The organism is Oceanicaulis sp., assembly GCA_040112665.1.
Taxonomy (GTDB): Bacteria; Pseudomonadota; Alphaproteobacteria; order Caulobacterales; family Maricaulaceae; genus Oceanicaulis.
In genome coordinates, this window is the sequence record CP157796.1 from 2,024,860 (window position 1) to 2,048,616 (window position 23,757).

Genomic DNA, 23,757 nt, shown 5'->3' on the forward strand with positions numbered 1-23,757 from the left:
CCCAATATCGTCATCCCCGCGAAAGCGGGAACCCAGTCCGGCGGCGCCGCTTCACGACCGGTCAGAGCAGTTCCCCGCTCCGGCGCCGCGCCCTCTGCACGCGCGCCGAATCCGCGCTAGGTTGGCGCCATGACCGACGCGCCGCATCGTCCCAACACGCCTGAATATTCCGTCTCCGAGCTTTCCGGGGCGCTGAAGAAGACCGTGGAGGACGCCTACGGCCATGTCCGCGTGCGCGGCGAGCTGGGGCGGGTGACGCGGGCGAAATCGGGCCATCTCTATCTCGACCTCAAGGACGAGCGGGCCTGCCTTGACGGCGTGATGTGGAAGGGCATGACCGCCGGGCTGAGCTTCCGGCCCGAGGAGGGGCTCGAGGTGATCGCCGAGGGCCGGCTGTCGACCTTTCCGGGCCGGTCCAAATACCAGATGATCATCGACCGGCTGGAGCCTGCGGGCGAAGGCGCGCTGATGGCGCTGCTCGAAGCGCGCAAGAAACAGCTCGCGAGCGAGGGGCTGTTCGCCGAGGAGCGCAAGCGCGCGCTGCCCTTCCTGCCTACTGTGATCGGCGTGGTCACCTCGCCCACGGGCGCCGTGATCCGCGACATCCTCCACAGGCTCGAGGACCGGTTTCCGGTCCATGTCCTGCTCTGGCCGGTGCTGGTCCAAGGCGAGAAGGCCGCCGAGCAGATCACGCGCGCGATCGAGGGCTTCAACGCGCTTCAGCCCGGCGGGCCGGTCCCGGTCCCCGACGTGCTGATCGTCGCGCGCGGGGGCGGGTCGATCGAGGATCTGTGGTGCTTCAACGAGGAAAGCGTGGTGCGCGCCGCCGCCGCCTCGCGCATTCCACTGATCAGCGCGGTGGGTCACGAGACCGACACCACGCTCATCGACTACGCCTCCGACCGGCGCGCGCCGACGCCCACGGGCGCAGCGGAGATCGCCGTGCCGGTGCGCCGCGAACTGATGGAGCGGATCGACCAGGCCCGGCTGCGCCTGACCGGCGCGCTGCAGCGCGGGCTCGACCGCAAGGCGGCGGATCTCAAAAGCGCCGCGCGCGCTCTGCCCCGCCCCGAAGCGCTGATCGGCGAGGCGCGCCAGCGCGTCGACTACGCCGGCGGCAGGCTGGAGGGCGCGGGCCGCACGCTCGTTCAGACCCGCCGCTCGCGCTTCGAAGCGGTCGCCGGCGGCCTGCGCCCCGCCGCGCTCAGGCGCGACATCGCCGAGAAACGCCGCCGTTTCGACCAGTGCGGCGATCGGCTTGCTCCGATGTACGGCCGCATCATCGCCGATCGCCAGCGGGCGCTCGACAACCTGGCTTCAAGGCTTGAGCTTCTGAGCCACAAATCCGTGATGGCCCGCGGCTTCGCGCTGATCACCGACGCAGACGGCAGGCTCGTCCGCTCGGCCCGGGCGCTCAGCGAGGGCCAGGCGGTGACGCTGAAACTCGCCGACGGCGAACGCGCCGCCACGGTGGGCGAGGGCGCCGCACCCGCGCCAACACCCAAGCCGGCGAAGAAGCCTGCGCCCAAGCGCGCCCGCCCGCCCGAGCAGGGCTCGCTGTTCTAGGCCGCGCCCCGCTTCGGCGCCGCCCCCCTCGCCGGGCGCGGCGGTATCGGTTCCTGGAGGCGTAAAGCACTCACGTCACTCCCTCCCCCGCAGAGGGGGAGGGAATATGCGTGCGCTTCAGCGACCCCGCCTTAGAGCTTTTCCAGCATGTGCTCGGCGCTGGAGACCTCGAACCCGCCGGCTTCCTCGACGAACAGGTGCTCGACCACCTTGTCGTTGACCACCATGGCGTAGCGCTGGGAGCGCTTGCCCATGCCGAATTTCGAGCCGTCCATGACAAGGCCGATCTTCTCGGCGAACTCGCCGTTGCCGTCGGCCAGCATCAGCACGTCGCCGTCCGCGTTCTGGTCCTTGGCCCAGGCGTTCATCACGAACACGTCGTTGACCGAGGTGCAGGCGATGCGGTCGATCCCCTTGGCCTTCAGCGCGTCCGCCTTCTCCACGAAGCCGGGCAGGTGACGCGCCGAGCAGGTCGGGGTGAAGGCGCCGGGAACCGCGAACAGCGCCACGCGCTTGCCTGCGAAGGCTTCGTTCGTGGTGATCGGCGCCGGGCCGTCTTCGGTCATCGTCATGAAGGTGGTTTCGGGCAGGGTGTCGCCGGTCTTGATCGTCATGCTCGCAGCCTTTCGGTTGAAGGGGAGCCTCGGACTTAACGAGGCTGCGGGCCTGCGGCAAGGCGAAGCGGAAACGCGCCGAGGCTGGACAGGGCGAACAAGAGGACGGAAGCTTTCATCATGACCCAGCCCGTCTCACAGTCAGGCTATCTCGGCGGCAGGCTCCTGATCGCGAGCCCGCTCATCGGTGATCCGCGCTTTGACCGCGCGGTCGTCTACATGTGCAGCCATGACGCCGAGCAGGCGATGGGCCTGATCGTGAACCGGCCGATGGAAGGGCTGTCGCTGCCTGATCTGCTCGAACAGCTCGAGGTGGCCGATGCGGAGAAGGCCGAGCCGCGCCCGGTGCTCGACGGCGGGCCGGTCGATCGCGACCGCGGCTTCGTGCTTCACACCGCCGAGATCGATTACGGTCCGGCGAGCCTGATGGTCGCGCCGGGCATCGCGCTGACCGCGACCCGCGAGATTCTCGACGCGCTCGTCTCCGACACCAGGCCCCGCCGCGCCATGATGGCGCTGGGCTATGCGGGATGGGACGCGGGACAGCTCGAAGACGAGATCGCCGCGAACGCCTGGCTGGTCTGCGAACCCGACGAGGCGCTGCTGTTCGCCCAGGGCGGGGAAGAGAAGTGGACCCGCGCGCTCGCCCTGCTCGGCGTGACGCCGGAATTCCTCACCGCGGCCAGCGGACACGCCTGAGCCCTTTTCACGCTCAGAGGACCGGCCTAAACCGGCCCGTCACGAAAAGGAGCTCCTCGCATGTCCACGCTCTGGCGGCTGCGCCTTGAAGGCCCGCTCGACCTTTTGAAGGCTGCCGACGCGCGGCTCGCCGCCGCCGAGGAAGCCCCGGCGCTCGCCTGGTCCTGGTTCGAACTGGGCCCCGAGACCGGCTATCTCGAAATCCTGTTCGACGCGCGCATCGACGAAGCGCAATTCATCCGCCTCTGGGCGCTGGAGGGCTTCGAGACCCATTTCGCTCCGCTGCCCGAGGAGGACTGGGTGGCGATGTCGCTTCAGGGCCTGCCCAGCGTGAAGGCCGGCCGGTTCCGCGTCTATGGCGAGCACACCGAAGCCGATGTGCGGCCCGATGAAATCGGCCTTCTGATCGAAGCCGGCCCCGCCTTCGGCACCGGCCATCACGGCACCACGCTGGGCTGCCTGAAAGCGCTCGACGCGCTTTACGAGGCCGGCGCGCGCCCCGCCCGCATTCTCGATCTCGGCACGGGAACGGGCCTGCTCGCCATCGCCGCGAAGAAGCTCTGGCCCGAAGCATACGTGCTGGCGACCGACATCGACTCAGATTCGGTCGAGGAGACAGAGGTCAACGCGGCCAAGAACGCCGTCACGCTGGAGGCCGTCACCGCAGACGGCTTCGACCACCCCGTCTTCGACCAGCCCGGCTTCGACCTCGTCCTCGCCAACATCCTCGCCGGCCCGCTGGTCGAGCTCGCCCCCGGAATCGCCGAACGCACCAATAAAGGCGGCGCGGTGGTGCTCTCAGGCCTTCTGGAAGAACAGATCGGCATGGTCGCCCCGGCCTATGAGCGGCAGGGGATGACGCTGAGCGAGACGGGGCTGATCGAAGGGTGGGCGACGTTGGTGTTCGAGGCTCCGGTCTGATTGCTCCTCCCTTCCTGAATTCCCGGCCGAATCCCCGGACCTGATCCGGGGGGAGAGCCGGGACCTCCCTCAGAACATGGCGCTATCCCGAGACGCGAGCGCCAGCCCCAATTTTTCCCTATCCGAGAATTCGTATACAGTTTCCCCTAAAGGGGGAGCTGAGATGGATTGCGCCTATATCTACATCCTCACGAACAAGCCCTACGGCGTGCTCTATCTGGGCATGTCCAATGAGAATCTCTGCCGGCGGATCTACGACCATCGCAACGGGATCACCCGCGGCTTCACCTGGAAATACAACTGCCACCGCCTGGTCTGGTACGAACCGATGCCCGACGTCGGCCAGGCGGCCGAGCAGGAACACCGTATGAAGCGCTGGCGGCGCGCCTGGAAGATCGCGCTGATCGAGAAGACCAACCCGGACTGGCGCGATCTCTATGAGAAGACCTGCGGGCCGGAGGTGTTCATCCCGCCGAAAGGGTGAGGCGCGTGGTTCTGCGCTAGGTCCCTGTGTATCGGTCGTGTGCCATGATGATTGCGGGACGGAGGCCGATAGGTCCCCGGGCGGTCGAGCCCGAGAGCCGGCTCAGGCCCCGTCCCGCTTGCACATCAACAACCTGAACAGTTGCACGAGGCTGGTTGCAACAGACCTCGCACCACAGGGACAGGCACGATGACTTTACCTGATCGCTACGTCGGATGCGACGTGTCCAAGCTCTGGCTGGACGTTTTCGACCCCGCCCAGGGCCGGGCGTGCCGCATCCCCAACACCTCCGCCGACGCGGCCCGGCTGGCCGCCTCGATCGCCGCCACCGGCGGCTTCGTCGTCTTCGAGGCGACGGGTGTGTATGACCAGGCTCTGCGCGCCGCGCTGCATGCGGCCGGTGTTCAGAACGCGCGCATCAACCCCACCACCGCCCGGCGCTTCGCCCAAGCCACCGGCCGCAAGGCGAAGACCGACGCGCTGGACGCGGTCGTGCTCGCAGATCTGGGCGCCCGGCTCAGGCCTGCGCCTGACCCCGCGCCGTGCCCGCACCGTGAACGGCTGGGCCGGCTCGGGCTCAGGCGCGACCAGCTGGTCGCCGCCCGCAAGGACGAGATCATCCGGCTGAAGGCGACCGGCGAGCCGATCCTGATCGACAGCTTGAAGGCGCACATCGCATGGCTGGACGGCGCGATCTCGGCCATCGAGCGCGAGATCGCCGTCCTGATCGCGGCCACCGAACTCAACGACCAGGCCCGCCTGCTCGCTACCGCGCCGGGCGTTGGGCCGGTCACTGCGCAGGTGTTGCTCGCGCTGATGCCCGAACTGGGCGCCAGCACCCCCAAGCGTCTCGCCGCGCTCGCCGGGCTGGCCCCGTTCAACCACGACTCAGGTCAGCTCAAGGGAAAGCGCTGCATCTCCGGCGGGCGGCGGCGCGTGCGATCCGCCCTGTTCATCGCCGCCATGATCGCCGCAAGGCTATGCCCGGACCTGAAAGCCTTCGCTGACCGCATCCAGGCGCAGGGAAAGCCCAGAAAACTCGCCCTCATCGCCGTCGCCAGAAAACTCCTCACCCGCCTGAACGCCATGCTTAGAGATCAAACCGCCTACAGCACCGCATAACAGTTGCCGGCTCTTCCCCCGGATCAGGTCCGGGGGTTCGGCCGGGAATTCATGTGTGGGGGTGTTTTGTAAGCGCCTAATAAGCCGCTTCTACAAACACCGGCTCCACGCTTTCGCCCCACGCTTCGTAATAGCGCTGCAGCAGCCGCTCCGCCGGGCACATCCCCGTTTTCGCGATCTCGTCGAGATCGTCGAGGAACAGGGCTTCGTGTTCTCCGTGATTGTTGAGGCGGGCGCGGGCTTTCAGGCCCTGGCGGGCGATGGCGAGGACGTCCTTGGCGACGTCCTGCAGGGTGCGGCCGCGGAAGGGCGTCTTCAGGGCGTGGGTGGCGGCGCCGGCGCGCAAGGCGCGGCGCTCCTCTGCGGTCCAGTCCTTCACATAGTCCCAGGCGGCGTCGAGCGCGGCCTGGTCGTAAAGAAGGCCGACCCAGAAGGCGGGCAGGGCGCACAGCCGGTTCCACGGCCCGCCGTCCGCGCCGCGCTGTTCGAGGAAGGTCTTCAGCCGCACCTCGGGGAAGAGCGTGGAGAGGTGGTCCTCCCAATCGCTCATCGCGGGGATTTCGCCGGGAAGCGCGGGCAGGCGGCCGTTCAGGAAGTCGCGGAAACTCTGCCCGCTGGCGTCGATGAATTTCCCGCCGCGCTTGACGAAATACATCGGCGCGTCGAGCGCCCAGTCGACGTATTGTTCGTAGCCGTAGCCCTCTTCGAAGGCGAAGGGCAGGTCGCCGGTGCGATCGGGATCGGTGTCGGTCCAGACATGGGCGCGATAGCTCATATACCCGTTCGGCGCGCCGTCCTTGAAGGGCGAATTCGCAAAAAGGGCGGTGGCCACCGGCTGCAGCGCCAGCGAGACGCGCATCTTTTTGACCATGTCGGCTTCCGAGACGAAGTCGAGATTGGTCTGCACGGTGCAGGAGCGGAACATCATCTGATGGCCCAGCCGGCCGACCTTCGGCATGTAGGCCTTCATCACGCCGTAGCGGGCCTTGGGCATGAGCGGGGTCTCTTCCAGGGACCATTTCGGCGAGAAGCCGAGCCCCAGGAAGCCCGCGCCGATCTCGTCGGCGACCTCGCGCACCTCGCGCAGGTGCCCGTTCACCTCGCGGCAGGTCTCGTGCAGCGTCTCCAGCGGGGCGCCGGAGAGCTCGAACTGACCGCCGGGCTCCAGCGTGATCGACCCGCCGTTGCGTTTCAGCGCGACGGGTTTGCCGTCCTCCTCGATGGGCGTCCAGCCGAAGCGGACCAGCCCTTCGAGCATCTTCCTCACCGTCGGGCCGTCCCCGTCATAGGGCAGAGGATTATGGCCGTCTTTGGTGAAGCCGAACTTCTCGTGCTCGGTGCCGATGCGCCATTGATCGGCGGGCTTCTCGCCGGCGGCGATATGGCCGATCAGCTGGGCTTTGGTCTCGATGCGGGGGCCTTCGCCGCCGGCGTTATAGGTGCCGCTCATGAGGGTGGGTCCCCGTCCGTAATGCGCTGGCCGCACAGTTAGGCGCGCGGCGTCCCTGCGGCAAGCAGGGCTTTCTCTGCAGGTTCAAAGCTTCGTGATCACCAGTCGCCGAGGATCGCCTGAAACACGCTCATCGAGGCGGCCACCGCAGTGTCGGCCCTGAGGATTCGCGGGCCCAGCGTCACCGGCACGACGAACGCCGCGCTGCGTAACAGGCCGCGCTCTTCCGGTGCGAAACCGCCCTCGGGGCCGATGAGGATGGCCCATTTCTGCGGACGGCCCCCACCCGTTCGACCGGTCGCCCGGTCCCCCGGATCGGCCTTTGCGGCTTCACCCCCCGAGGGGGAGGGAGGGGCGTCGCGCCGCTCGCTGCTATCCTGCGACCGGTTCAGCTCCCCGCCGCCTGGTCGATCAAGCGATGCGCTCTCAGCATCCCTCCCTCCCCTTGAGGGGAGGGCCGGGGTGGGGGGCGCAACGAACGCAGCCAAAGCCTCCGCCATCGGCCTCGCGCGTCCGGTCTGCCCGCCCCAGGGGGCGTCGTCCTCGTCGCCGGCCTCGTCGCAGAAGACGAGCCTGCGCTCGGGGTCCCAGAATTTGATGAGCTGGGTGAGCGAGACCGGCTCGCCGATCGCGGGCAGATCGAGGCGCTCGGTCTGTTCGGCGGCTTCGCGCGCGATCGCTTCGAGGCGGTCTGTGCGCACCCGGTCGGCGATGGTGCGGGCGGTCATCACCGGCGTGATCGACCGCGCGCCGAGCTCGGTGGCCTTTTCCACGATGAAGTCGGTTCGGGCCTTCTTCACCGGGGCGAAATAGAGCGCGAGATCGGGCGTTCCGGCCTGCGCGCGGGTCTGCTCGCCGATCTCCAGCGTCGCGGTCTTGCGGCTGGCCTCTGCGATCACCGCGCGCCATTCGCCGTGCCGGCCGTTGAACACGCGCACGCGGTCGCCCGCCTTCCGGCGCATCACGGTCAGTAGATAGTGCGCCTGGTCCTTTTCCAGCGGCAGGCGCGCGCCTGCGCTGAAATCGGCGTCGAGAAAAAGGCGGGGGTCGGTGCTCATGGCCCGCCTTCTAGGCGATCTCGCCGGCGAACGGAACGCGGGGCTTCGGTGTTGGGAAGGGGACCGTCACGGAAGGGAGCCCGCCAATGAGCACGATCACCGTCATCAATCCCGCCACCGGCGAGACCGCCGGCGAGTATGAGCGCCACGACGAAGCCAAAGTCGAGGCCGCGCTCGAAACCGCCTTCGAGGCCTTCGCAAAGCTGAGGCACGACGATTTCGAGGATCGTGCGGACAAGCTCAGGCGCTGCGCGGACATCCTTGAGGAAGACAAGGATAGGCTCGCACGGCTCGCGGTCACCGAAATGGGCAAGCCGATCAGCCAGGCGAAGGCGGAGATCGACAAATGCGCCTGGGCCTGCCGGTACTACGCCGATCACGGGGCGCGCTTTCTCGCCGACGAGTCGCTTCAGGCCGAGGAGAAGGGCCGCTGCTTCATCCGGCGGGTGCCGATCGGGCCGGTCTTCGCGATCATGCCGTGGAATTTCCCGTTCTGGCAGGTCTTCCGCTTCGCCGCGCCCAATCTGATGGCGGGCAATCCCGGACTTCTCAAACACTCCTCGAACACGCCGGGCTGCGCGCTGGCGATCGAAGACGTGATCGCTCGCGCCGGCTTTCAGGACGGCGCGTTTCAGTCCCTGCTGATCGGCTCGGACCTGTCCTCGAAGGTCATCGCCGACAACCGGGTGCGCGGGGTCACGCTGACGGGTTCTGAAGGCGCTGGCGCGAAGGTCGCCGAGCAGGCGGGCAAGGCGCTGCTGCCCAGCGTGATGGAGCTGGGCGGCTCGGACCCGTTCATCGTCATGCCCAGCGCCGATCTCGACGAGGCGGCGAAGGTCGGCGTGAAGGCGCGGGTGCAGAATAACGGGCAGTCCTGCATCGCGGCCAAGCGCTTCATCGTGCACGAGCAGGTCTATGAGGCCTATCGCGAAAAATTCGTCGAACAGATGAAGGCGCTGAAGGTCGGCGATCCCATGGACGAGGACACGGACGTGGGTCCTCTGGTCGAGGAGAAGGCCGCTCAGACCCTGATGGACCAGGTCGTCGCTACGGTCGATGCGGGCGCGGACACGGTCATGCCGCCCGAGCGCGGCGAGGGCGCTTTCGTCAGGCCGGGCATTCTCGAAGCAATCCCGAAGGGCTCGCCGGGCTATACCGAGGAGCTGTTCGGCCCGGTCGCGCTGTTCTTCTCGGCCCGTGATCTCGACGCTGCGATCGGCATCGCGAACGACCATCGCTACGGGCTGGGCGCGAGCTTCTGGTCCACCGACCGGGCCGAGATCGAGGTCGCGGCCACCCGGATCGAGGCCGGCTCGACCTATGTGAACCAGATGGTCGCGTCGGACCCGCGCCTGCCCTTCGGCGGCGTGAAGAAGTCCGGCTATGGGCGCGAGCTTTCCCACCTGGCGATGGAGGAGTTCACCAACGCCAAGACCATCGCGATCACCGGCGTCTAGCGCTTCGGCCTCGCGCGCGGTATCGCTCCGGCCATGACACGCGAGCCGTCCAACCTGTCCGCCGACCGCCGCGTCGCGGATTCCGAAACCCGTAGCTGGGTCGATCGGGCGCCGGCGCGCGTGCGGCCGTTCCTCAGGCTTGCGCGTTACGACCGGCCCGTCGGCTTCTGGCTGCTGGCGCTGCCGTGCTGGTTCGGCCTTGCGGCGAGCCGGATCGGGACCGGGCTGTCGGGGCAGGATCTGTGGTGGGGCGTCTTGTTCTTCATCGGCGCGGTCGCCATGCGCGGGGCGGGCTGCACCTATAACGACATCGTGGACCGCGATCTCGACGCGCAGGTGGCCCGCACCGCCGACCGGCCGCTGGCGGCCGGCACGGTCAGCGCAAGGGCCGCCTGGGGCTTCCTCATCGCGCAGTGCCTGGTGGGCCTTCTGGTCCTTCTCCAGCTGCCGTTGCCTGCGATCGTCACCGGCCTCGCCGCGCTCGTGCTGGTCGCGGCCTATCCCTTCATGAAGCGCATCACCTGGTGGCCGCAGGCCTGGCTGGGGCTGACCTTCAACTGGGGCGTTCCGGTCGCCGGCGCGGCCGCGCTGGGGACGCCGTTTCACCCGGTGGTGCTGCTGACCTATGCGGCGGCGATCTTCTGGACGCTGGGCTACGACACGATCTACGCCTGCCAGGACAAGGAGGACGACGCGCTGGTCGGCGTGAAGTCCTCCGCCCGCGCGCTGGGCGGACATGTGCGCGCCGGCGTGGCGGTCTTCTATACGCTCACCGCCGTCTTCGCCGCGATCGCCGGGGTCTGGGCGGGCGCCAGCCTGTTCTTCGCCTTCGGCTTCTCGCTGTTCGCGGGTCATCTGGCCTGGCAAGCGGCAGGTTTCGATCCGGAAAACGGCGCAGATTGCCTGGCCCGCTTCAAGTCCAATCGGGACGCCGGGCTTCTCCTCACCCTCGCTTTCGTGATCGGCGCCTACTGACGCCTCACCGCCTCGTGAATGGCGAACGCGCCGCGACGCCCTACGTTATCGGGTGAGCGACACGCGAGGTCCGTCATGATCAGGTTCGACCGCCGCCTCTTTCTTCTGTCCGGGTTCAGTCTCGCCGCCTGCGGCTCCGGCGCGGACGCCCAGGACGCGACCAGCACAGCTATCGACGGCGATCTGTTCGACCATCCCGACATCGTCCCGATGGGCGAAGCTGAGATCGATTACGCCGACCGCCCCGACAGCTGGTGGCGTGAGCGGCTGACCCGCGAACAGTTCCGCGTCCTGCGCCAGGAAGGCACAGAGCGCCCCTTCACCAGCCCGCTGAACGAGGAGAGCCGGGACGGGATCTTCACCTGCGCGGGCTGCGCCCTGCCGCTGTTCTCCTCACGCACCAAGTTTGAAAGCGGCACCGGCTGGCCCAGCTTCTGTGCGCCGCTGGAAGGGGCAGTGGACACCAAGCCGGACTACCGGCTCTGGACCCCGCGCACGGAGTATCACTGCGCCCGCTGCGGCGGCCATCAGGGTCACGTCTTCGACGACGGCCCCCGGCCCACCGGCCAGCGCTGGTGCAATAACGGCGTCGCCCTGAACTTCGTCCCGCGCCCGTCGGCCTAGGGCCTATTCCGCCGCGACCGCGTCCGGCTCGCCGGCCATCAGGCGCGGCATCCAGCTTTCATGGGCCTGTTTCAGCGCAGCGACCGGCACGCCGTGCGCGCCGTTCACGCTGACGTCCGAGCCGCCTGCGATCCCGATCACCTCGACCGGCACGCCGGCGGCTTTGGCGTTGGCGCGGATCTGCTCGGCGTCGGCCGCCGTGGTGGCGACCAGATAGCGCGCCTGATCCTCGCCGAAGAGCCAGGCGAAGACGGGCAGCTTGCCGGTATGGGCGAGCTTCACGCCGACGCCTGTCGCCATGGCCACCTCGGCCACCGCGCCGGCGAGGCCGCCGTCTGAGAGGTCGTGGACGACCCGCGCGCGGCCGGCGCGGATTTCCTCGCGCACGAAGTCGCCGTTGCGCTTTTCCACCGCGAGGTCGACATGCGGCGGGAAGCCGTCTTCGCGGCCCTCGACGAGGCGCAGATAGAGAGAAGCGCCCAGCTCGCCGCGCGTTTCACCGACCAGCAGCACCACGTCGCCTTCGCTGAGGCAGCCGTATCCGCCGCGCTTCGAAACGTCAGGAATGAGCCCCACGCCGCCGACCGCGGGGGTGGGCGGAATGGCCCGGCCGTCGGTCTCGTTATAAAGCGAGACGTTGCCGGACACGACGGGGAAGGAGAGCGCCTTGCAGGCCTCAGCCATGCCCTCCACGCAGCCCACGAACTGGCCCATGATTTCGGGGCGTTCGGGATTGCCGAAATTCAGGCAGTCGGTGATCGCGATCGGGTCCGCGCCCGCCGCGGTCAGGTTCCGCCAGGTCTCCGCGACGGCCTGCTTGCCGCCCTCGAACGGGTCGGCCAGGCAGTAGCGCGGCGTGCAGTCGGTGGTGATCGCCAGCGCCTTGTTGGTGCCGTGGATGCGCACGATGGCGGCGTCGGAGGGGTCTTCAGAGCTTGCGACCGTGTCGGCCATGACATGGCGGTCGTACTGGCTCCAGATCCATTTCTTCGACGCCATGTCGGGCGAGCCGACGAGCGCGAGCAGGGTCTTTCCAAGATCGTCCGGCGCGCGCAGGTCCTTCGGCTTGATGGTCGCGCGGGCTTCGGCGGGGAAGCTCGGCCGGTCGTATTTCGGCGCGTTCTCCCCGATCGGATCGAGCGGCAGGTCGCAGACCACCTCGCCCTTGTGGCGCAGCACCAGACGGCCGTGATCGGCGGTCTGGCCGATCGTGGCGACGTCGAGATCCCATTTGCGGAACACCCGCTCGGCGACATGCTCGCGGCCGGGTTTGACGATCATCAGCATGCGCTCCTGGGATTCAGAGAGCATCATCTCATAGGCCGTCATGTTCACTTCGCGCTGGGGCACGTGGTCGAGGTCGAGCTCGATGCCCAGACCGCCGCGGCTCGCCATCTCCACCGAAGACGAAGTGAGCCCCGCCGCGCCCATGTCCTGGATCGAGCTGATGGCGTCTTCGGCCATCAGTTCGAGGCAGGCTTCGATCAGCTTTTTCTCGGTGAAGGGGTCGCCGACCTGAACGGTGGGGCGCTTTTCCTCGCTGCCCTCGCCGAACTCCGCGCTGGCCATCGTGGCGCCGTGAATGCCGTCACGGCCCGTCTTTGCGCCGACATACAGAACGGGGAAGCCGGTCTCGCGCGCCGCCGCAGTGAATATGCCGTGGCGGTTCGCAAGGCCCACCGCCATCGCGTTCACGAGGATGTTGCCGTTATAGCCCTTGTCGAAATTGGTCTCCCCGCCGACCGTCGGCACGCCCACGCAATTGCCGTAGCCGCCGATGCCGGCGGCCACGCCGGAGACGAGCTGGCGGGTCTTGGGGTGGCTGGGATCGCCGAACCTGAGCGCGTTCATCAGCGCCACCGGGCGCGCGCCCATGGTGAACACGTCGCGCAAGATCCCGCCCACGCCGGTCGCCGCGCCCTGATAGGGCTCGATGAAGCTGGGGTGGTTGTGGCTCTCCATCTTGAAGACCGCCACCTGGCCGTCGCCGATATCGACCACGCCGGCGTTCTCGCCGGGGCCGTAGACCACGCGCTCGCCCTTGGTGGGAAACTTCGCCAGGTGAAGCCGCGAGGATTTGTACGAGCAGTGCTCGGACCACATCACCGAGAAGATGCCGAGTTCGACGAGATTCGGCGCGCGGCCGAGCTCCTTGAGGATTATCTCGTACTCGTCGGCGGTGACGTGCTCGAGCACGATCTCTTCATCGATACCGTCAGCGTAGCGGCTCTGGGCGGGATTGGTCATGCGTGCACCTTCCCCAGAATGCTCTCAAACAGCGCCAGCCCGTCAGTCCCGCCATGGGTGGGATCCACCGCGCGCTCGGGGTGGGGCATCATGCCGAGCACGTTGCCCTTTTCGTTGGTCACCCCGGCGATGTCGCGGGCCGAGCCGTTCGGGTTCACGCCGTAGCGGAAGGCGACCTGACCGTCGGCTTCGATGCGGTTCAGCGTCTCGTCGTCGGCGAAGAAATTGCCGTCATGATGGGCGACGGGAATGTTGAGCGTCTGGCCGCTCTCATAGCCGCGCGTGAACGCCGTGTTCGAGGTTTCGACCTTCAAAGGCACGCGCTCGCAGACGAAGCGCAGGCCTGCGTTGCGCATCAGCGTGCCGGGCAGAAGACCCGTCTCGGTCAGGATCTGAAAGCCGTTGCAGACCCCCAGGATCGGCACGCCGGCCTCGGCCTTCTTGACCAGGTCCGCAGTGATCGGCGAGCGTGCGGCGATCGCGCCGGAGCGCAGATAATCGCCATAGGAGAACCCGCCGGGGACCATGATGAAATCAAGGCCTTCAGGCAGGCTCGGCTCGCCGTGCCAGACCATGGCCGGGGCGGTTCCGGTGACGCGCTCGATCGCCGTGGCCGCGTCGCGGTCGCAGTTCGAGCCGGGATAGACGATGACGGCTGTTTTCATGGCCCGCCCTTTAGCAGGGTGCGCGCCGATTGGGTAGCGCCTCGGTAGCCCGATTTCAGACCAGGCCGGGCGGAAGCTGGCGCGCGTGCAGGATACGCAGGACGAGGAGCCGGTCGTCTTCGGCGCGGTAGAAAATGCGGTGTGAGCGCACGACAAAGGTACGGAACGTCTCGCCCGGCGTCGCCTCGCCAGCAAAAGGAAAGTCAGACAGAGTCCTGACGGTGGACTTGATTTGTGCGGCGAAGGCTCTTGAGGCCGCGACGCCGAATTCCAACGCGCCGTAGCGGGTGAGTTCGGCGAGGTCGGCGAACGCCGCTTCGCTGTATTCAATCCGGCGCGCCATCAGCGCTTGCTCGCGTTAGGGCGGCTTCCACAATTTCGTCGAAGGTCGCGTCGCTGACCGGGCTGTCGATGCCTTCCTGGATCAGGCGGCGGTACTCGTCCCATTTCTTCTTCGTCTCGATGTCCTTGCGGACGAGATCGCGGACGAAGTCGCTGGCGCTGGCGTATTCGCCCGAGGCGACGCGTTCCTCGACATGCTTTTTCAGGGCGTCGGGCAGGGAGACGTTCATCGTGGCCATGGCGGGGCTCCTCGGTTTGATGGCAAAGATTGCCATAAATGGAGCGGGAAGGGGAGGGGGGTAGAAGCTGCCGCTCGCGTTGATCGCGACTCCGCTCATCGCTTCCCGGCCAAGGCCGAAGGCCGCCGAGCCGGGACCGACCGGAAACACTCAGCAATCCTTGCTGAGCGCCGAGCGTAGATCCCGGCTCTGCGCGGCTACGCCGCTTGGCCGGGAAGCGAGGACATTGAGCCTTTGGAGAAAACCGCCCGACGAGGGCCACGAAAAACCCCGGCGCGGGACGCCGGGGTTTTTGCAGGATAGCGGAGAACGCCGCGCGGTTACGCGCTCAGCTCGATGTCGAAGTTCTCGATCACCGGATTGGCGAGCAGCTTCTGGCACATCTCGGTGACGCGCTGATGGGCTTCCTCGGCGTCGGCCGTGTCGAGGTCGAGCTCGATGAACTTGCCTTGGCGGGCGGCGCTGACCTCTTCAAAGCCGAGATGGTTCAGCGAGGTCGCGACGGCCTGACCCTGGGGGTCGAGGACGCCGGGTTTGAGATAGACGTGAACGCGCGCTTTCATGACACCTGCTCGTCGATACCGTTCTGACCGGCTTCCTTCATGATTCCCAGCCGCCGCGCCACCTCCGCATAGGCTTCGGTGACGTTGCCGAGATCGCGGCGGAACCGGTCCTTGTCCATTTTCTCGTTCGTATCCATGTCCCACAGCCGGCAGCTGTCGGGGCTGATCTCGTCAGCCAGGATCACGCGGGCCATGTCGTGCTGGTCGTAGATCCGGCCGAATTCGAGCTTGAAGTCTACAAGGCGTATGCCGACCGCGGCGAACAGGCCGGAGACGAAATCGTTCACCCGCAGCGACAGCGCGATCATGTCGTCGATGTCCTGGGTGGTGGCCCAGTTGAACGCGGTGATGTGCTCTTCAGAGACCATCGGATCGTCCAGCGCGTCGTTCTTGTAATAGAACTCCACGATCGAGCGGGGCAGGGGCTCGCCCTCTTCAAGGCCGAAGCGCTTGGCGATCGAACCGGCGGCGACGTTGCGGACCACCACTTCGAGCGGGATGATCTCGACCTCGCGCACCAGCTGTTCGCGCATGTTGAGCCGGCGGATGAAATGGGTCGGCACGCCGATCCGGTTCAGATGCTCCATGATGAACTCTGAAATCCGGTTGTTGAGGACGCCCTTGCCCTCCAGCACGGCCTTCTTCTTGTTGTTGAAGGCGGTGGCGTCGTCCTTGAAGTGCTGCACAAGCGTGCCCGGCTCGGGGCCCTCGTAGAGGATCTTCGCCTTGCCTTCGTAGAGTTTCTTGCGGCGGGACATGGTCGCTCCGGTCTCCGGACGGCGCGGGCGCGCGCTCCGGCGAAAAATGCGAAACGGCCCGTAAGACGGGCCGCTTTGCGCGTGATTATACGACGCCGCGCCGAGGCTGAGCAACACCGGCGCTGAAGGCGGGCTGAACGCCGGGCGGCGTTTCGTCCCGCTCGGGCTCAGCGCGATTGAACCGCGGCGGGCGCGAGGCTACCTAGGTGAAAACTCACGCTTCAGGGAGCGCGCCTATGTCCGGTTTCGACGATCGCGAAAAAGCCTACGAGAACAAATACGCCCACGACCAGGAGCTGGAGTTCAAGGCGACCGCCCGGCGCAACAAGCTTCTGGGCCTTTGGGCCGCTGAGCTGATGGGCATGAGCGAGGCCGAATCGCTCGACTACGCCAACGCCGTCGTGAAGGCCGATTTCGAAGAGGCCGGCCACGAGGACGTGTTCCGCAAGATCCGCGGCGATTTCGACGCGCGCGGGATCGAGCAGTCCGACCACCAGATCCGCCACAAGATGGAGCAGCTGCTCGAGGACGCGCGCAAGCAGGTCCGCGAGGAGAGCTGAACAGCTCGTGCCTGACCCGCGCCTTCCCGCCGGAAAGATCGTGCTCGTCATGGACGGCGATTGCGCGCTGTGCAGCCGGGGGGCGCGGATCATCGCGGCGAACGATTACGCCGACCGGTTCGCGATCGCCACGGTGCAGAGCGATCTCGGCCGGGCGCTCCTGACCGAAAACGGGCTCGACCCGTCAGATCCCGACAGCTGGCTTCTGATCAAGGACGGCGAGGCGCTGACCGGCGCGCGCGGTCGTGACGGCCGGCTTGCGCCTGAAATTTCCCTGGAACGCGCTCGCCGCGCTGGGCGCGGCCCTGCCCGGGCCTTTGCGCGAGCCGGTCTACAGGCTCGTCGCGAAGAACCGGATCGCCTGGTTCGGCCGGTGCGATCTTTGCGCGCTGCCCGATCCCGAGCTCAGACGCCGGCTTATCGGTTAAGCCTAGTCCGCAATCCGATTTTTACTCCCTCCCCCTCTGTGGGGGTGAGGCCGCCGAGATCGATCCGGGGGATCGATCGAACGGTCGAACGGGCCGGCGCGTAGCGCCGGGTCGGTTGGGGGAGCGCCGGGTTTTCAGAATACGGCGCTCGACGATCACCACCCCACCCGTCCGCTTCGCGGACACCCTCCCCATCAAGGGGAGGGAGTGGGTGCGCAAGGCTTCACACGACCGATCCTCAGCTGCCGCCGCGGCCCCAGCGGGCGGCGCGGCCGCGGCCGTCGATATGCACGAACGGGCCGTGCACCGCGTTCGCGCCGTAGGCACCGATGCCGCCGGGGACCACCTCGTCGGAATTGGCGTACAGCTCGGCGGCGTAGTCGTAGAGCCATTCGGCGTCCGCGCGGGTGATGCGTCCGTCATTGTTGAGGTCGTCCATCACGTCGTCGTTTCCTTCGACGTCGGGATAGATGTCCGACGCGTCGCCGTACATGTGCCGGCTCAGGCGCGAAGAGCCGATGGCGGTGTTGTAGAACGGCGTCCGGAACCCGCTCATGATGAAGAAGGTCTCCGCTTCGGTGCGGCCGTCCTCGCGCAGGTTTTCGAGCAGCAGTTCGAGCCGCTTCAGCATGGGCTCGGAGGTGAGGATGAATTTCGGCCAGTGGCCGGGCTGCTGCTTGCAGATGAACTGGCCGATCACGAAGCTGGGGCTGACCGGGGCGTCCATGTCGGCCTGCGTCAGGCGGATGAAGCCCTTCGGCGGCTTCTCCGGATAGGTCCCGATCCGGTAGCCCTCCAGCACCGTGTCGCCGTCCCAGGGGGTGAGCACGAACAGGGTCAGTTGCTGCACGTCGCCCTCGGCGGTGAAGGCGCGCAGCATGTGCACGCCCGGCGTGTCAGGCGCGGTCAGCGCATGGCTTCCGGCCGCCTCCGAGACGATCGTGCCGTCGATGGAGACCGCGAATTCGGTTCCAGCGCTCAGCTCGAAGGCGGCGCCGGGCATGACCTCGTGGTGCCAGACCGGGTGGGCGGCCGGCTCGCCGTCGATCGTCACTTCGAGCCATTCGGCTTCGGTGGGCGCCTCGGCGGTCAGAAGCCGGTCGTGGACCGCCTCGATGGCGCTGGACGCCTCGGCGGCGGTGCGTTCGGCGGCGGCGAGTTCGCGGGCGTCGGCGTAGCCTTCGATCTCCGCGCTCGCGCTCGCTGCGGCGAGCGAATACGGACCGTCTTCGGAAAGCTCCGCACCCGACGCGCCCGAACCGTCCCCGCCGCCTTCGCAGGCGGCGAGGCCGAGCGCTGTCATCGCGGCGCAGGCTGTGGTCGGGGTGCGTGTCATCAGGCGCCTCCGCTGTCTCCGATCGAAACCGCTTCGCGTTCGAGCGCGGCGATGAGCTCGGCGTCGCGGCCGTAAATGTCCTCGTAGAACACGGCCTGGCCGTCGCGGGCCTCCGCCGCGGTGAAGTAGAACAGGTAAACGGGCAGGGGCGTGGCGAGTTCGAGCCGCTGCAGCTCGTCGCCGTTCACGGCTGTGCGAACCTCCTCATAGCTGAGATCGCCGCCGTTCTCGCTCACGATCCATTCGGCCATGTCGAGCGGCCGTTCGAGCCGCACGCAGCCTGAGGAAAAGGCGCGCTCCTCGCGGTCGAACAGATGGTCGGCCGGGGTGTCGTGCAGATAGATCGCATGCTCGTTGGGGAACATGAATTTGATCTGCCCCAGCGCGTTGTTCGGGCCGGGGCCCTGGACCAGACGGTATTCCTCGACCACGGAGTCGTCGGAAAAGTCGATCTGATCGATCGGCACCTGGTCGCCGCTCGACCGCTCGAGCACGAAATATCCGTTCTCCTCGAGATAGCCCGGATTGTTCCGGATGCGCTCGAGCTTGTCCTTGCGGAAAATGCTCTCGGGCACGTACCAGCGCGGATTGGCGACGAAGTATTCGATCTCGTCGGCCATCATCGGGGTCGGCCTGCGGCCCTGACCCACGATCGCCTCCATGGTGATCGCAGGACGGCCGTCCTGATAGCCCTGGGCGATGAAGGCGGGCGGGTTCACCCGCACGTGCCGGTCGGGCATGTCCGTCGGCGCCCAGCGCCAGCGTTCCATGTTCGCCTCGATGGTGGCGATCTTCTCCTCAACCGGCTGGTTGAGCACCTCGATCGTGTTCGGACCGAGCACGCCGTCCACGGTCAGGCCGTGGTCTTCCTGGAAGGCTTCCAGCGCAGCCTGCATGGTCTCGTCGAAAGTCTCGGGCTCGGGCACGCTCGATTGCGCGTCCTGGCGCGAACCGCCGGGCTCGGCGGGCGTCATGCGCATGTCGCGTTCAGGCGTGCCGCGGCGCACGCTGGCGGGCGCATCCACGTCATAGCCTTCTTCGGCGAGGCGCTGGCGCAATACGCGCACCACGGGGCTCGCTTCGCCTAAGGTCACGACGGCGTCGCGCTCAATCGTGGTGAAGCCGCCGTTCTCGGCGTGACGGCGATAGACCTGCAGGATCTCCTGCAGATTACGGAAGCCGTCGGAATCAGGATCGAGCCGGCCGTGATCGAACTGGCCCGCGCCCGCCGCGCCCAGAAAGCTGCGCAGCGGTTCGGGCTGGGGCTTTTCGAACTTGATGCCTTCAAGGGAGTCCGGATCGACCGCGCCGTTCAGGCGCGCGTCCGCGTAGCTCATGAAGGCGGCGGTGAGGTCGAGATCGGCCTCGGCGCGGGCCTGCGTGCTCGCAGACCCCGACAGGGTCTCGGCGGCGGCCTGCACGCGCTGGATCATCGACGGGGCGATGCGCAGCCCGTATTCGGGCGCGCGATCCAGCGCGTCGAGAAAATCGCTCACGCCTTCACGGTCCCAGATCGGATCGTGCACGCGCATGACATAGGTCTGCTCGGCCGCGGAGATCACGCCTTCGGAGATCTCGCTCATCCGGCTGGCGAGCGCGCCGCCTTCGACCGCGTCGCGGATCGCGGCGGCGACGGTGCCTTCGCGGATCTTTCCGTCCGGGCCTTGTTGTTCACCCATGGTGGCGGGGTTGTAGTCGACGCGCGCATCGGGCTCGGGATCGCTGTCGGCGTCCTGGCCGAAAGCGGCCGGCGCGGCGGGGAGGGCGAGGAGCGCGGCGATCGCGGCGCTGCGCATCCAGTCGCGGGAATGGTTCATGACCTGACCCTTTCAGGGCGGCTGCAAAACGGGATGTGAGTAGACAACAGACCGCCGCGCCCGCCGTTCCGCAGCGAATACCTGTGATTACACATGAAGTTTGCCAGAACCCTGAGGCGGTTTGCGCGTTCACCGCTCCGCTTGGCGGTCCGGTGAAACGGGGCTGTTGCTGACGCCCTCGTCGTTTCCCTCACCCTCGGGCTCGGGCGCGTTTTCAGGGTCGCCTGCAGCGGTCCAATCCTGATCCTCGTCCTTGTGGGAGAACACCGCCGCCTCGATCCGGCCGATGCAGGCGAGCACCAGAACCGCGAGCAGAACCGCGGCGAGCGCGAGATCGAACTGGCCCGCCCCGCAGGTCACCCCTGCAGCGCCTGCAAGCCACAGGGCGGCGGCCGTCGTCACGCCCTGCACCGAGGCGCGGGCGCGGATGATCGTGCCTGCGGCGATGAAGGCCACACCGGCGGTCACCGCCTCGATGACGCGGATCGGGTCGGCGCGGGCGGCGTCTCCCGCCTCGCTGGCGGACTGAACCAGGCTCAGCGCGGTGAGGGTGAACAGGCACGCGGCGAGGCTGACCAGCATGTTGGTGCGAAGCCCGGCCGGGCGCTGGCTCGCCTCGCGGTCAAAGCCGATCACCGCACCCAGAAGCGCCGCCACGGCCAGCCTCAGCGCGGCGTCCCAGAAGGACGCCGGCTGGGGGGGCAAGTTCAGCCAGTCGATCATGTCGGCCATGGGATGCTCCGCGCGTGTACGGAGCAAACCCTCGGCCGGGGCGGGCCGTTCCGGTCAGCTTTCCCGCGGCAGAGCGGAATAGGCGAGTTCGTTGAAGATCGAGCGGGCGCTGGTGGTCTCGGCCGTCGTCGCGCCGGGCTCTTCCTGCGCCAGGATCAGCGCGACCATGCCGGTCGATGGGCTGACCACGAACTCGGTGTCGAAATAGCCCGCCCAGCCGAAATCGCCGGTCCTGCGGTGCTCATGAAACCCCGGGCCGTCATAGGTGACCCCGAGCCCGTAGCCGTAACCCATGTCCATATCGCTCATGCCGGCGGGGGCGCGGTCTTCGGTGACGTGCGGGGTGGTCATCGCCTGAACCGAGGCTTCGGTCAGCACGCGCACCCCGTCCAGCACTCCGCCGTTCGCCAGCATCTGAGCGAAGCGCAGATAGTCGTTCGCGGTGGAGAACAGCCCCGCCCCGCCCGCTTCGAAGGGCGCGACCGCGGCCTGATCGGCGGAGCCTTCGACAGCGACGAGCTCGCTCATGTCGTCATGGGTGTAGAGCGTGGCGATCCGGCCCGCATAAGCCTCGCCGGGGAAGAAGGTGGTGTCGTCCATGCCCAGCGGGCCGAACAGGCGCTGCTGCAGGAAGTCCTCAAGGGGCATGCCCGAGGCCTCGGCGACGACATGGCCCAGAACGTCCGAGGCGTAGGAGTAATACCAGCGCTCGCCGGGCTGGAAATAGAGCGGCAGGCCCGCCAGCGTCTCCATCCGTGCGGCCAGCGTGTCTCCGCCGCCCGAATAGATGTCGTTGCCGATATAAAGCGCGCCCAGATTGGTCTGGTAATCGAAGATGTAGCCGAGCCCGGCGGTGTGGGTGAGCAGGTGCTCGATCGTGATCGGCCGGGCCAGAGGCTCGGTGGGGATCTCGTAGGTCTCGTCGACGCTGGTCGAGGTGGCCACGCGCGCGTTCGCGAAGGCCGGAACGTAATCGCTGACCGGGGTGTCGAGCGAGAGCACGCCGTCCTCGATCAGCATCATCGCGGCCGCCGCGGTCACCGGCTTGGTCATCGAGGCGACGCGCACCAGCGTGTCCGCGGTCATCGGGCGCTCGCTCTCCACGTCCGCCCAGCCGGCCTCGGCGACATGGCGCACCACGCCGTCGCGGGCGAGCACCATGACGACGCCGGACCGTTCACCGTTTTGCACCAGCTGATCGAGCCGGGCGTCGATCGCTTCAAGGCCGGAGCGGGAGAAGCCGACGATCTCGGGTTCGGGCGCGGGGGCTGCAGCCGGCGCAGGCGCGGCCGCCGGTTCCGGCGCCTCGGCCTCGCGATCGCCGCAGGCGCTCAGAAGCAGCGCCAGAACGCCCGTTCCAAAAAGAAGGCGCAGACGCCGTTCCTCGATCGACACCATCATGAAATCCCCGAACCCGTAAAAGAAAAGGCCGCGGGCGCAAGGCGCGCCGCGGCCTTCATGATCGCCCGTTCGCGCCGGGCTGTTAAGCCTTGGCGAGATTTTCGTTGGCGAAATCCCAGTTGATCAGATGGCCCAGGAACGCGCCCATGTAGTCGGGGCGGCGGTTCTGGTAATCCAGGTAGTAGGCGTGCTCCCACACATCCATGGTGATCAGCGGGGTGGCGCCGTCGGTGATCGGGTTTTCCGCGTTCAGCGTCTTGCGCACTTCGAGCTTCGAGCCGTTCTTCACCAGCCACGCCCAGCCCGAGCCGAACTGGGTCGCGCCGGCGTTCTTGAAGTCCTCGGCGAACTTCTCGAACGAGCCGAAGGACTGGTTGATCGCCTCGGCGATCTCGCCTTTCGGGGCGCCGCCGCCGTTCGGGCTCATCGAGTGCCAGTAGAAGGTGTGGTTCCAGATCTGAGCGGCGTTGTTGAACATGCCCATGTCTTTCTTGTCCCACGACTTCTTGATCGTGGCTTCGAGGTCGGAGCCGTCATAGTCCGAGCCTTCGAGCGCGGCGTTCGCCTTGTCGACATAGGCCTTGTGGTGCTTGCCGTGATGGAACTCCAGCGTCTCGGCGGAGATGTGCGGGGCGAGCGCGTCCTTGGAATAGGGCAGGTCGGGCAGGGTGAAGGCCATGCGGGGGTCTCCCTTGATGTGAGCGATCGGTCGCCATGCCGAACGCGCGAGCGAAAAAGACGGGCGCCTGCGCGGACGGCTGGAAACTTCGTGCGGTCTTCATATGGTCTGAGCCCGCTTCCTGTCCACCGGACCGCCCGCCCGATGACCGATTTCGACGCTTTTCTGGAAAAGACCGATCCCGACCGCCGCATGGCCGCGCTGTTCGCTGCGCCCGAAGTACGCGGACGGCTGTTCGCGCTCTACGCCTTCTACCACGAGATCGCGCGGGTGCCCGATTCGGTGAGCGAGGCGGTGATCGGCGAGATGCGCCTGGCCTGGGCGCGCGAGGCGGTCGAGGATCTGTTCGCCGATCCTCCGAAAGTGCGCCGCCACGACGTCTACGAAGCGCTGTCCGAGCTGAGGGAGGCGCCCGGCGCGCCTTCGAAGGACGAGCTCGTCCGCCTGGTCGAGGCGCGCGCCGCCGATCTCGGCGAAGGCCCGTTCCCCACCCGCGAGGACCGGCGCGATTACGTCGACCGCACCGCCGTCACCCTGATGCGCGCGGCAGCCCGGCTGTGCGAGCCTTCGGTCGATCTCGGCGGCGAAGCGGGCGCGGCGGTCATGGCGGCGGGCCGGCTCTGGGGGTTCGCAGGGCTGGTGCGGGCGTTCCCAGCGCTCTGCCAGGCGGGACGGCCGCCCTACGCCGCAGACGAGCTTGCCGGCGCCGCTCTGAACGAGGCCGACCTCGCCGCAGGCCGCAAACCTGAAGACGCCAAAGCCGCGCTCGCAGGGCTCCTGAAAGAAGCCGACGACGCCGCCGCCATGCTCAAGCGCACGCGCAGCTCTCTGCCCGCCGGCGTGTTTCCGGCGGTCGGCTATGCGGGGCTGGCGCGGGGCTATCTGAAAGCCTTCAGGGCCGTCTCCGACCCCTATCGCGAAGTCCCCGAACGCCCGCTCAGCGCCCGGCAGTGGCGGCTCACCTGGGGCTCGCTGACCGGGCGGGTCTAGGGCTGGGCCTCGACCCGCTGCAGCGCCGCC

The 23,757-nt window shown here is 67.6% G+C and carries 25 protein-coding genes; 11 read left to right on the forward strand and 14 right to left on the reverse strand.

Translation table 11 applies throughout. The features are described 5' to 3' along the window. Window positions 1-129 precede the first annotated feature (129 nt). On the forward strand, window positions 130-1,566 hold the full coding sequence (gene xseA / locus ABL308_09815; GenBank protein XBQ15253.1) for an exodeoxyribonuclease VII large subunit: 1,437 nt from the start codon (window positions 130-132) through the stop codon (window positions 1,564-1,566). Window positions 1,567-1,697: 131 nt separating this feature from the next. On the opposite strand, the gene ABL308_09820 is transcribed toward xseA, so the two are convergent. Continuing rightward, complete coding sequence (locus ABL308_09820; protein ID XBQ15254.1) at window positions 1,698-2,180, reverse strand: peroxiredoxin; 483 nt, start codon at window positions 2,178-2,180, stop codon at window positions 1,698-1,700. A gap of 120 nt (window positions 2,181-2,300) precedes the next feature. Here ABL308_09820 and ABL308_09825 point away from each other — a divergent pair, with 120 nt between their 5' ends. From ABL308_09825 to ABL308_09840, 4 genes are all read left to right on the forward strand, one after another. Next, window positions 2,301-2,879 (forward strand): YqgE/AlgH family protein, encoded by a 579-nt coding sequence (locus ABL308_09825; GenBank protein ID XBQ15255.1) that lies wholly within the window; start codon window positions 2,301-2,303, stop codon window positions 2,877-2,879. A 60-nt stretch (window positions 2,880-2,939) separates the two neighbouring features. After that, window positions 2,940-3,800 (forward strand): 50S ribosomal protein L11 methyltransferase, encoded by an 861-nt coding sequence (locus tag ABL308_09830; GenBank protein XBQ15256.1) that lies wholly within the window; start codon window positions 2,940-2,942, stop codon window positions 3,798-3,800. 163 nt (window positions 3,801-3,963) lie between these two features. After that, window positions 3,964-4,284, forward strand: coding sequence for a GIY-YIG nuclease family protein (locus ABL308_09835; GenBank protein ID XBQ15257.1), 321 nt, complete (start codon window positions 3,964-3,966; stop codon window positions 4,282-4,284). 189 nt (window positions 4,285-4,473) lie between these two features. Next, a complete protein-coding gene (locus ABL308_09840; GenBank protein XBQ15258.1) occupies window positions 4,474-5,406 on the forward strand; it encodes an IS110 family transposase in 933 nt (310 codons plus the stop codon). 76 nt (window positions 5,407-5,482) lie between these two features. Here ABL308_09840 and ABL308_09845 read toward each other — a convergent pair whose 3' ends face one another. Beyond that, on the reverse strand, window positions 5,483-6,856 hold the full coding sequence (locus ABL308_09845) for a glutamate--cysteine ligase (GenBank protein ID XBQ15259.1): 1,374 nt from the start codon (window positions 6,854-6,856) through the stop codon (window positions 5,483-5,485). 98 nt (window positions 6,857-6,954) lie between these two features. Next, on the reverse strand, window positions 6,955-7,914 hold the full coding sequence (locus tag ABL308_09850) for an RsmE family RNA methyltransferase (GenBank protein XBQ15260.1): 960 nt from the start codon (window positions 7,912-7,914) through the stop codon (window positions 6,955-6,957). A gap of 86 nt (window positions 7,915-8,000) precedes the next feature. Here ABL308_09850 and ABL308_09855 point away from each other — a divergent pair, with 86 nt between their 5' ends. The 3 genes from ABL308_09855 (at window position 8,001) to msrB (ending at window position 10,970) form a co-directional block, all read left to right on the forward strand. Further along, complete coding sequence (locus tag ABL308_09855; GenBank protein XBQ15261.1) at window positions 8,001-9,371, forward strand: NAD-dependent succinate-semialdehyde dehydrogenase; 1,371 nt, start codon at window positions 8,001-8,003, stop codon at window positions 9,369-9,371. Window positions 9,372-9,404: 33 nt separating this feature from the next. After that, window positions 9,405-10,346 carry a 4-hydroxybenzoate octaprenyltransferase gene (ubiA, locus tag ABL308_09860; protein ID XBQ15262.1) on the forward strand — a complete coding sequence of 314 codons (942 nt, stop codon included), beginning with the start codon at window positions 9,405-9,407 and terminating at the stop codon, window positions 10,344-10,346. A 75-nt stretch (window positions 10,347-10,421) separates the two neighbouring features. Further along, entirely contained in the window at window positions 10,422-10,970 is a 549-nt protein-coding gene (msrB, locus tag ABL308_09865; protein XBQ15263.1) for a peptide-methionine (R)-S-oxide reductase MsrB, read from the forward strand. A 3-nt stretch (window positions 10,971-10,973) separates the two neighbouring features. Here the strand turns inward: msrB and purL are convergent, their stop codons facing one another. The 6 genes from purL to purC form a co-directional block, all read right to left on the reverse strand. Then, the gene (purL, locus tag ABL308_09870; GenBank protein XBQ15264.1) at window positions 10,974-13,217 is read right to left on the reverse strand and encodes a phosphoribosylformylglycinamidine synthase subunit PurL; all 2,244 of its coding nucleotides are present in this window, start codon (window positions 13,215-13,217) and stop codon (window positions 10,974-10,976) included. Further along, entirely contained in the window at window positions 13,214-13,882 is a 669-nt protein-coding gene (purQ, locus tag ABL308_09875; protein ID XBQ15265.1) for a phosphoribosylformylglycinamidine synthase subunit PurQ, read from the reverse strand. Before purQ ends, purL begins: the two co-directional genes overlap by 4 nt. 55 nt (window positions 13,883-13,937) lie before the next feature. Then, the gene (locus ABL308_09880) at window positions 13,938-14,225 is read right to left on the reverse strand and encodes a type II toxin-antitoxin system RelE/ParE family toxin (GenBank protein XBQ15266.1); all 288 of its coding nucleotides are present in this window, start codon (window positions 14,223-14,225) and stop codon (window positions 13,938-13,940) included. Next, the gene (locus tag ABL308_09885; protein ID XBQ15267.1) at window positions 14,209-14,463 is read right to left on the reverse strand and encodes a type II toxin-antitoxin system ParD family antitoxin; all 255 of its coding nucleotides are present in this window, start codon (window positions 14,461-14,463) and stop codon (window positions 14,209-14,211) included. Before ABL308_09885 ends, ABL308_09880 begins: the two co-directional genes overlap by 17 nt. 320 nt (window positions 14,464-14,783) lie before the next feature. Then, window positions 14,784-15,026 (reverse strand): phosphoribosylformylglycinamidine synthase subunit PurS, encoded by a 243-nt coding sequence (gene purS / locus ABL308_09890; protein XBQ15268.1) that lies wholly within the window; start codon window positions 15,024-15,026, stop codon window positions 14,784-14,786. After that, window positions 15,023-15,784, reverse strand: coding sequence for a phosphoribosylaminoimidazolesuccinocarboxamide synthase (purC, locus tag ABL308_09895; protein ID XBQ15269.1), 762 nt, complete (start codon window positions 15,782-15,784; stop codon window positions 15,023-15,025). The genes purS and purC overlap by 4 nt, the downstream gene beginning before the upstream one ends. Window positions 15,785-16,020: 236 nt before the next feature. Between purC and ABL308_09900 the strand changes: the two genes are divergently transcribed. Further along, window positions 16,021-16,344: a DUF1476 domain-containing protein gene (locus tag ABL308_09900; GenBank protein XBQ15270.1), complete on the forward strand. Its 324-nt coding sequence runs from the start codon at window positions 16,021-16,023 to the stop codon at window positions 16,342-16,344. A gap of 257 nt (window positions 16,345-16,601) precedes the next feature. Beyond that, a complete protein-coding gene (locus tag ABL308_09905; GenBank protein XBQ15271.1) occupies window positions 16,602-16,772 on the forward strand; it encodes a hypothetical protein in 171 nt (56 codons plus the stop codon). Window positions 16,773-17,010: 238 nt separating this feature from the next. Here ABL308_09905 and ABL308_09910 read toward each other — a convergent pair whose 3' ends face one another. The 5 genes from ABL308_09910 to ABL308_09930 form a co-directional block, all read right to left on the reverse strand. After that, window positions 17,011-18,108, reverse strand: coding sequence for a D-Ala-D-Ala carboxypeptidase family metallohydrolase (locus tag ABL308_09910; protein ID XBQ15272.1), 1,098 nt, complete (start codon window positions 18,106-18,108; stop codon window positions 17,011-17,013). Continuing rightward, window positions 18,108-19,925, reverse strand: coding sequence for a L,D-transpeptidase family protein (locus ABL308_09915; GenBank protein ID XBQ15273.1), 1,818 nt, complete (start codon window positions 19,923-19,925; stop codon window positions 18,108-18,110). The genes ABL308_09910 and ABL308_09915 overlap by 1 nt, the downstream gene beginning before the upstream one ends. A gap of 129 nt (window positions 19,926-20,054) precedes the next feature. Further along, window positions 20,055-20,657, reverse strand: a complete 603-nt coding sequence (locus tag ABL308_09920; GenBank protein XBQ15274.1) for an MgtC/SapB family protein — start codon at window positions 20,655-20,657, stop codon at window positions 20,055-20,057. Window positions 20,658-20,711: 54 nt separating this feature from the next. Beyond that, window positions 20,712-22,058, reverse strand: a complete 1,347-nt coding sequence (locus ABL308_09925) for a serine hydrolase domain-containing protein (GenBank protein XBQ15275.1) — start codon at window positions 22,056-22,058, stop codon at window positions 20,712-20,714. An 82-nt stretch (window positions 22,059-22,140) separates the two neighbouring features. After that, complete coding sequence (locus tag ABL308_09930; GenBank protein ID XBQ15276.1) at window positions 22,141-22,737, reverse strand: superoxide dismutase; 597 nt, start codon at window positions 22,735-22,737, stop codon at window positions 22,141-22,143. 144 nt (window positions 22,738-22,881) lie between these two features. Here ABL308_09930 and ABL308_09935 point away from each other — a divergent pair, with 144 nt between their 5' ends. Beyond that, window positions 22,882-23,727, forward strand: a complete 846-nt coding sequence (locus ABL308_09935) for a squalene/phytoene synthase family protein (GenBank protein ID XBQ15277.1) — start codon at window positions 22,882-22,884, stop codon at window positions 23,725-23,727. Window positions 23,728-23,757 lie beyond the last annotated feature (30 nt).

Coding starts and splice junctions, on each gene's coding strand:
- purL (XBQ15264.1), bottom strand. CDS start 13,217: ATGACCAATCCCGCCCAGAGCCGCTACGCTGACGGTATCGATGAAGAG.
- ABL308_09930 (XBQ15276.1), bottom strand. CDS start 22,737: ATGGCCTTCACCCTGCCCGACCTGCCCTATTCCAAGGACGCGCTCGCC.
- ABL308_09920 (XBQ15274.1), bottom strand. CDS start 20,657: ATGGCCGACATGATCGACTGGCTGAACTTGCCCCCCCAGCCGGCGTCC.
- ABL308_09880 (XBQ15266.1), bottom strand. CDS start 14,225: ATGGCGCGCCGGATTGAATACAGCGAAGCGGCGTTCGCCGACCTCGCC.
- xseA (XBQ15253.1), top strand. CDS start 130: ATGACCGACGCGCCGCATCGTCCCAACACGCCTGAATATTCCGTCTCC.
- ABL308_09925 (XBQ15275.1), bottom strand. CDS start 22,058: ATGATGGTGTCGATCGAGGAACGGCGTCTGCGCCTTCTTTTTGGAACG.
- purQ (XBQ15265.1), bottom strand. CDS start 13,882: ATGAAAACAGCCGTCATCGTCTATCCCGGCTCGAACTGCGACCGCGAC.
- ABL308_09915 (XBQ15273.1), bottom strand. CDS start 19,925: ATGAACCATTCCCGCGACTGGATGCGCAGCGCCGCGATCGCCGCGCTC.
- ABL308_09910 (XBQ15272.1), bottom strand. CDS start 18,108: ATGACACGCACCCCGACCACAGCCTGCGCCGCGATGACAGCGCTCGGC.
- ABL308_09855 (XBQ15261.1), top strand. CDS start 8,001: ATGAGCACGATCACCGTCATCAATCCCGCCACCGGCGAGACCGCCGGC.
- ABL308_09830 (XBQ15256.1), top strand. CDS start 2,940: ATGTCCACGCTCTGGCGGCTGCGCCTTGAAGGCCCGCTCGACCTTTTG.
- ABL308_09835 (XBQ15257.1), top strand. CDS start 3,964: ATGGATTGCGCCTATATCTACATCCTCACGAACAAGCCCTACGGCGTG.
- ABL308_09840 (XBQ15258.1), top strand. CDS start 4,474: ATGACTTTACCTGATCGCTACGTCGGATGCGACGTGTCCAAGCTCTGG.
- ABL308_09825 (XBQ15255.1), top strand. CDS start 2,301: ATGACCCAGCCCGTCTCACAGTCAGGCTATCTCGGCGGCAGGCTCCTG.
- ABL308_09935 (XBQ15277.1), top strand. CDS start 22,882: ATGACCGATTTCGACGCTTTTCTGGAAAAGACCGATCCCGACCGCCGC.
- purS (XBQ15268.1), bottom strand. CDS start 15,026: ATGAAAGCGCGCGTTCACGTCTATCTCAAACCCGGCGTCCTCGACCCC.
- msrB (XBQ15263.1), top strand. CDS start 10,422: ATGATCAGGTTCGACCGCCGCCTCTTTCTTCTGTCCGGGTTCAGTCTC.
- ABL308_09820 (XBQ15254.1), bottom strand. CDS start 2,180: ATGACGATCAAGACCGGCGACACCCTGCCCGAAACCACCTTCATGACG.
- ABL308_09900 (XBQ15270.1), top strand. CDS start 16,021: ATGTCCGGTTTCGACGATCGCGAAAAAGCCTACGAGAACAAATACGCC.
- ubiA (XBQ15262.1), top strand. CDS start 9,405: ATGACACGCGAGCCGTCCAACCTGTCCGCCGACCGCCGCGTCGCGGAT.
- ABL308_09845 (XBQ15259.1), bottom strand. CDS start 6,856: ATGAGCGGCACCTATAACGCCGGCGGCGAAGGCCCCCGCATCGAGACC.
- purC (XBQ15269.1), bottom strand. CDS start 15,784: ATGTCCCGCCGCAAGAAACTCTACGAAGGCAAGGCGAAGATCCTCTAC.
- ABL308_09850 (XBQ15260.1), bottom strand. CDS start 7,914: ATGAGCACCGACCCCCGCCTTTTTCTCGACGCCGATTTCAGCGCAGGC.
- ABL308_09885 (XBQ15267.1), bottom strand. CDS start 14,463: ATGGCCACGATGAACGTCTCCCTGCCCGACGCCCTGAAAAAGCATGTC.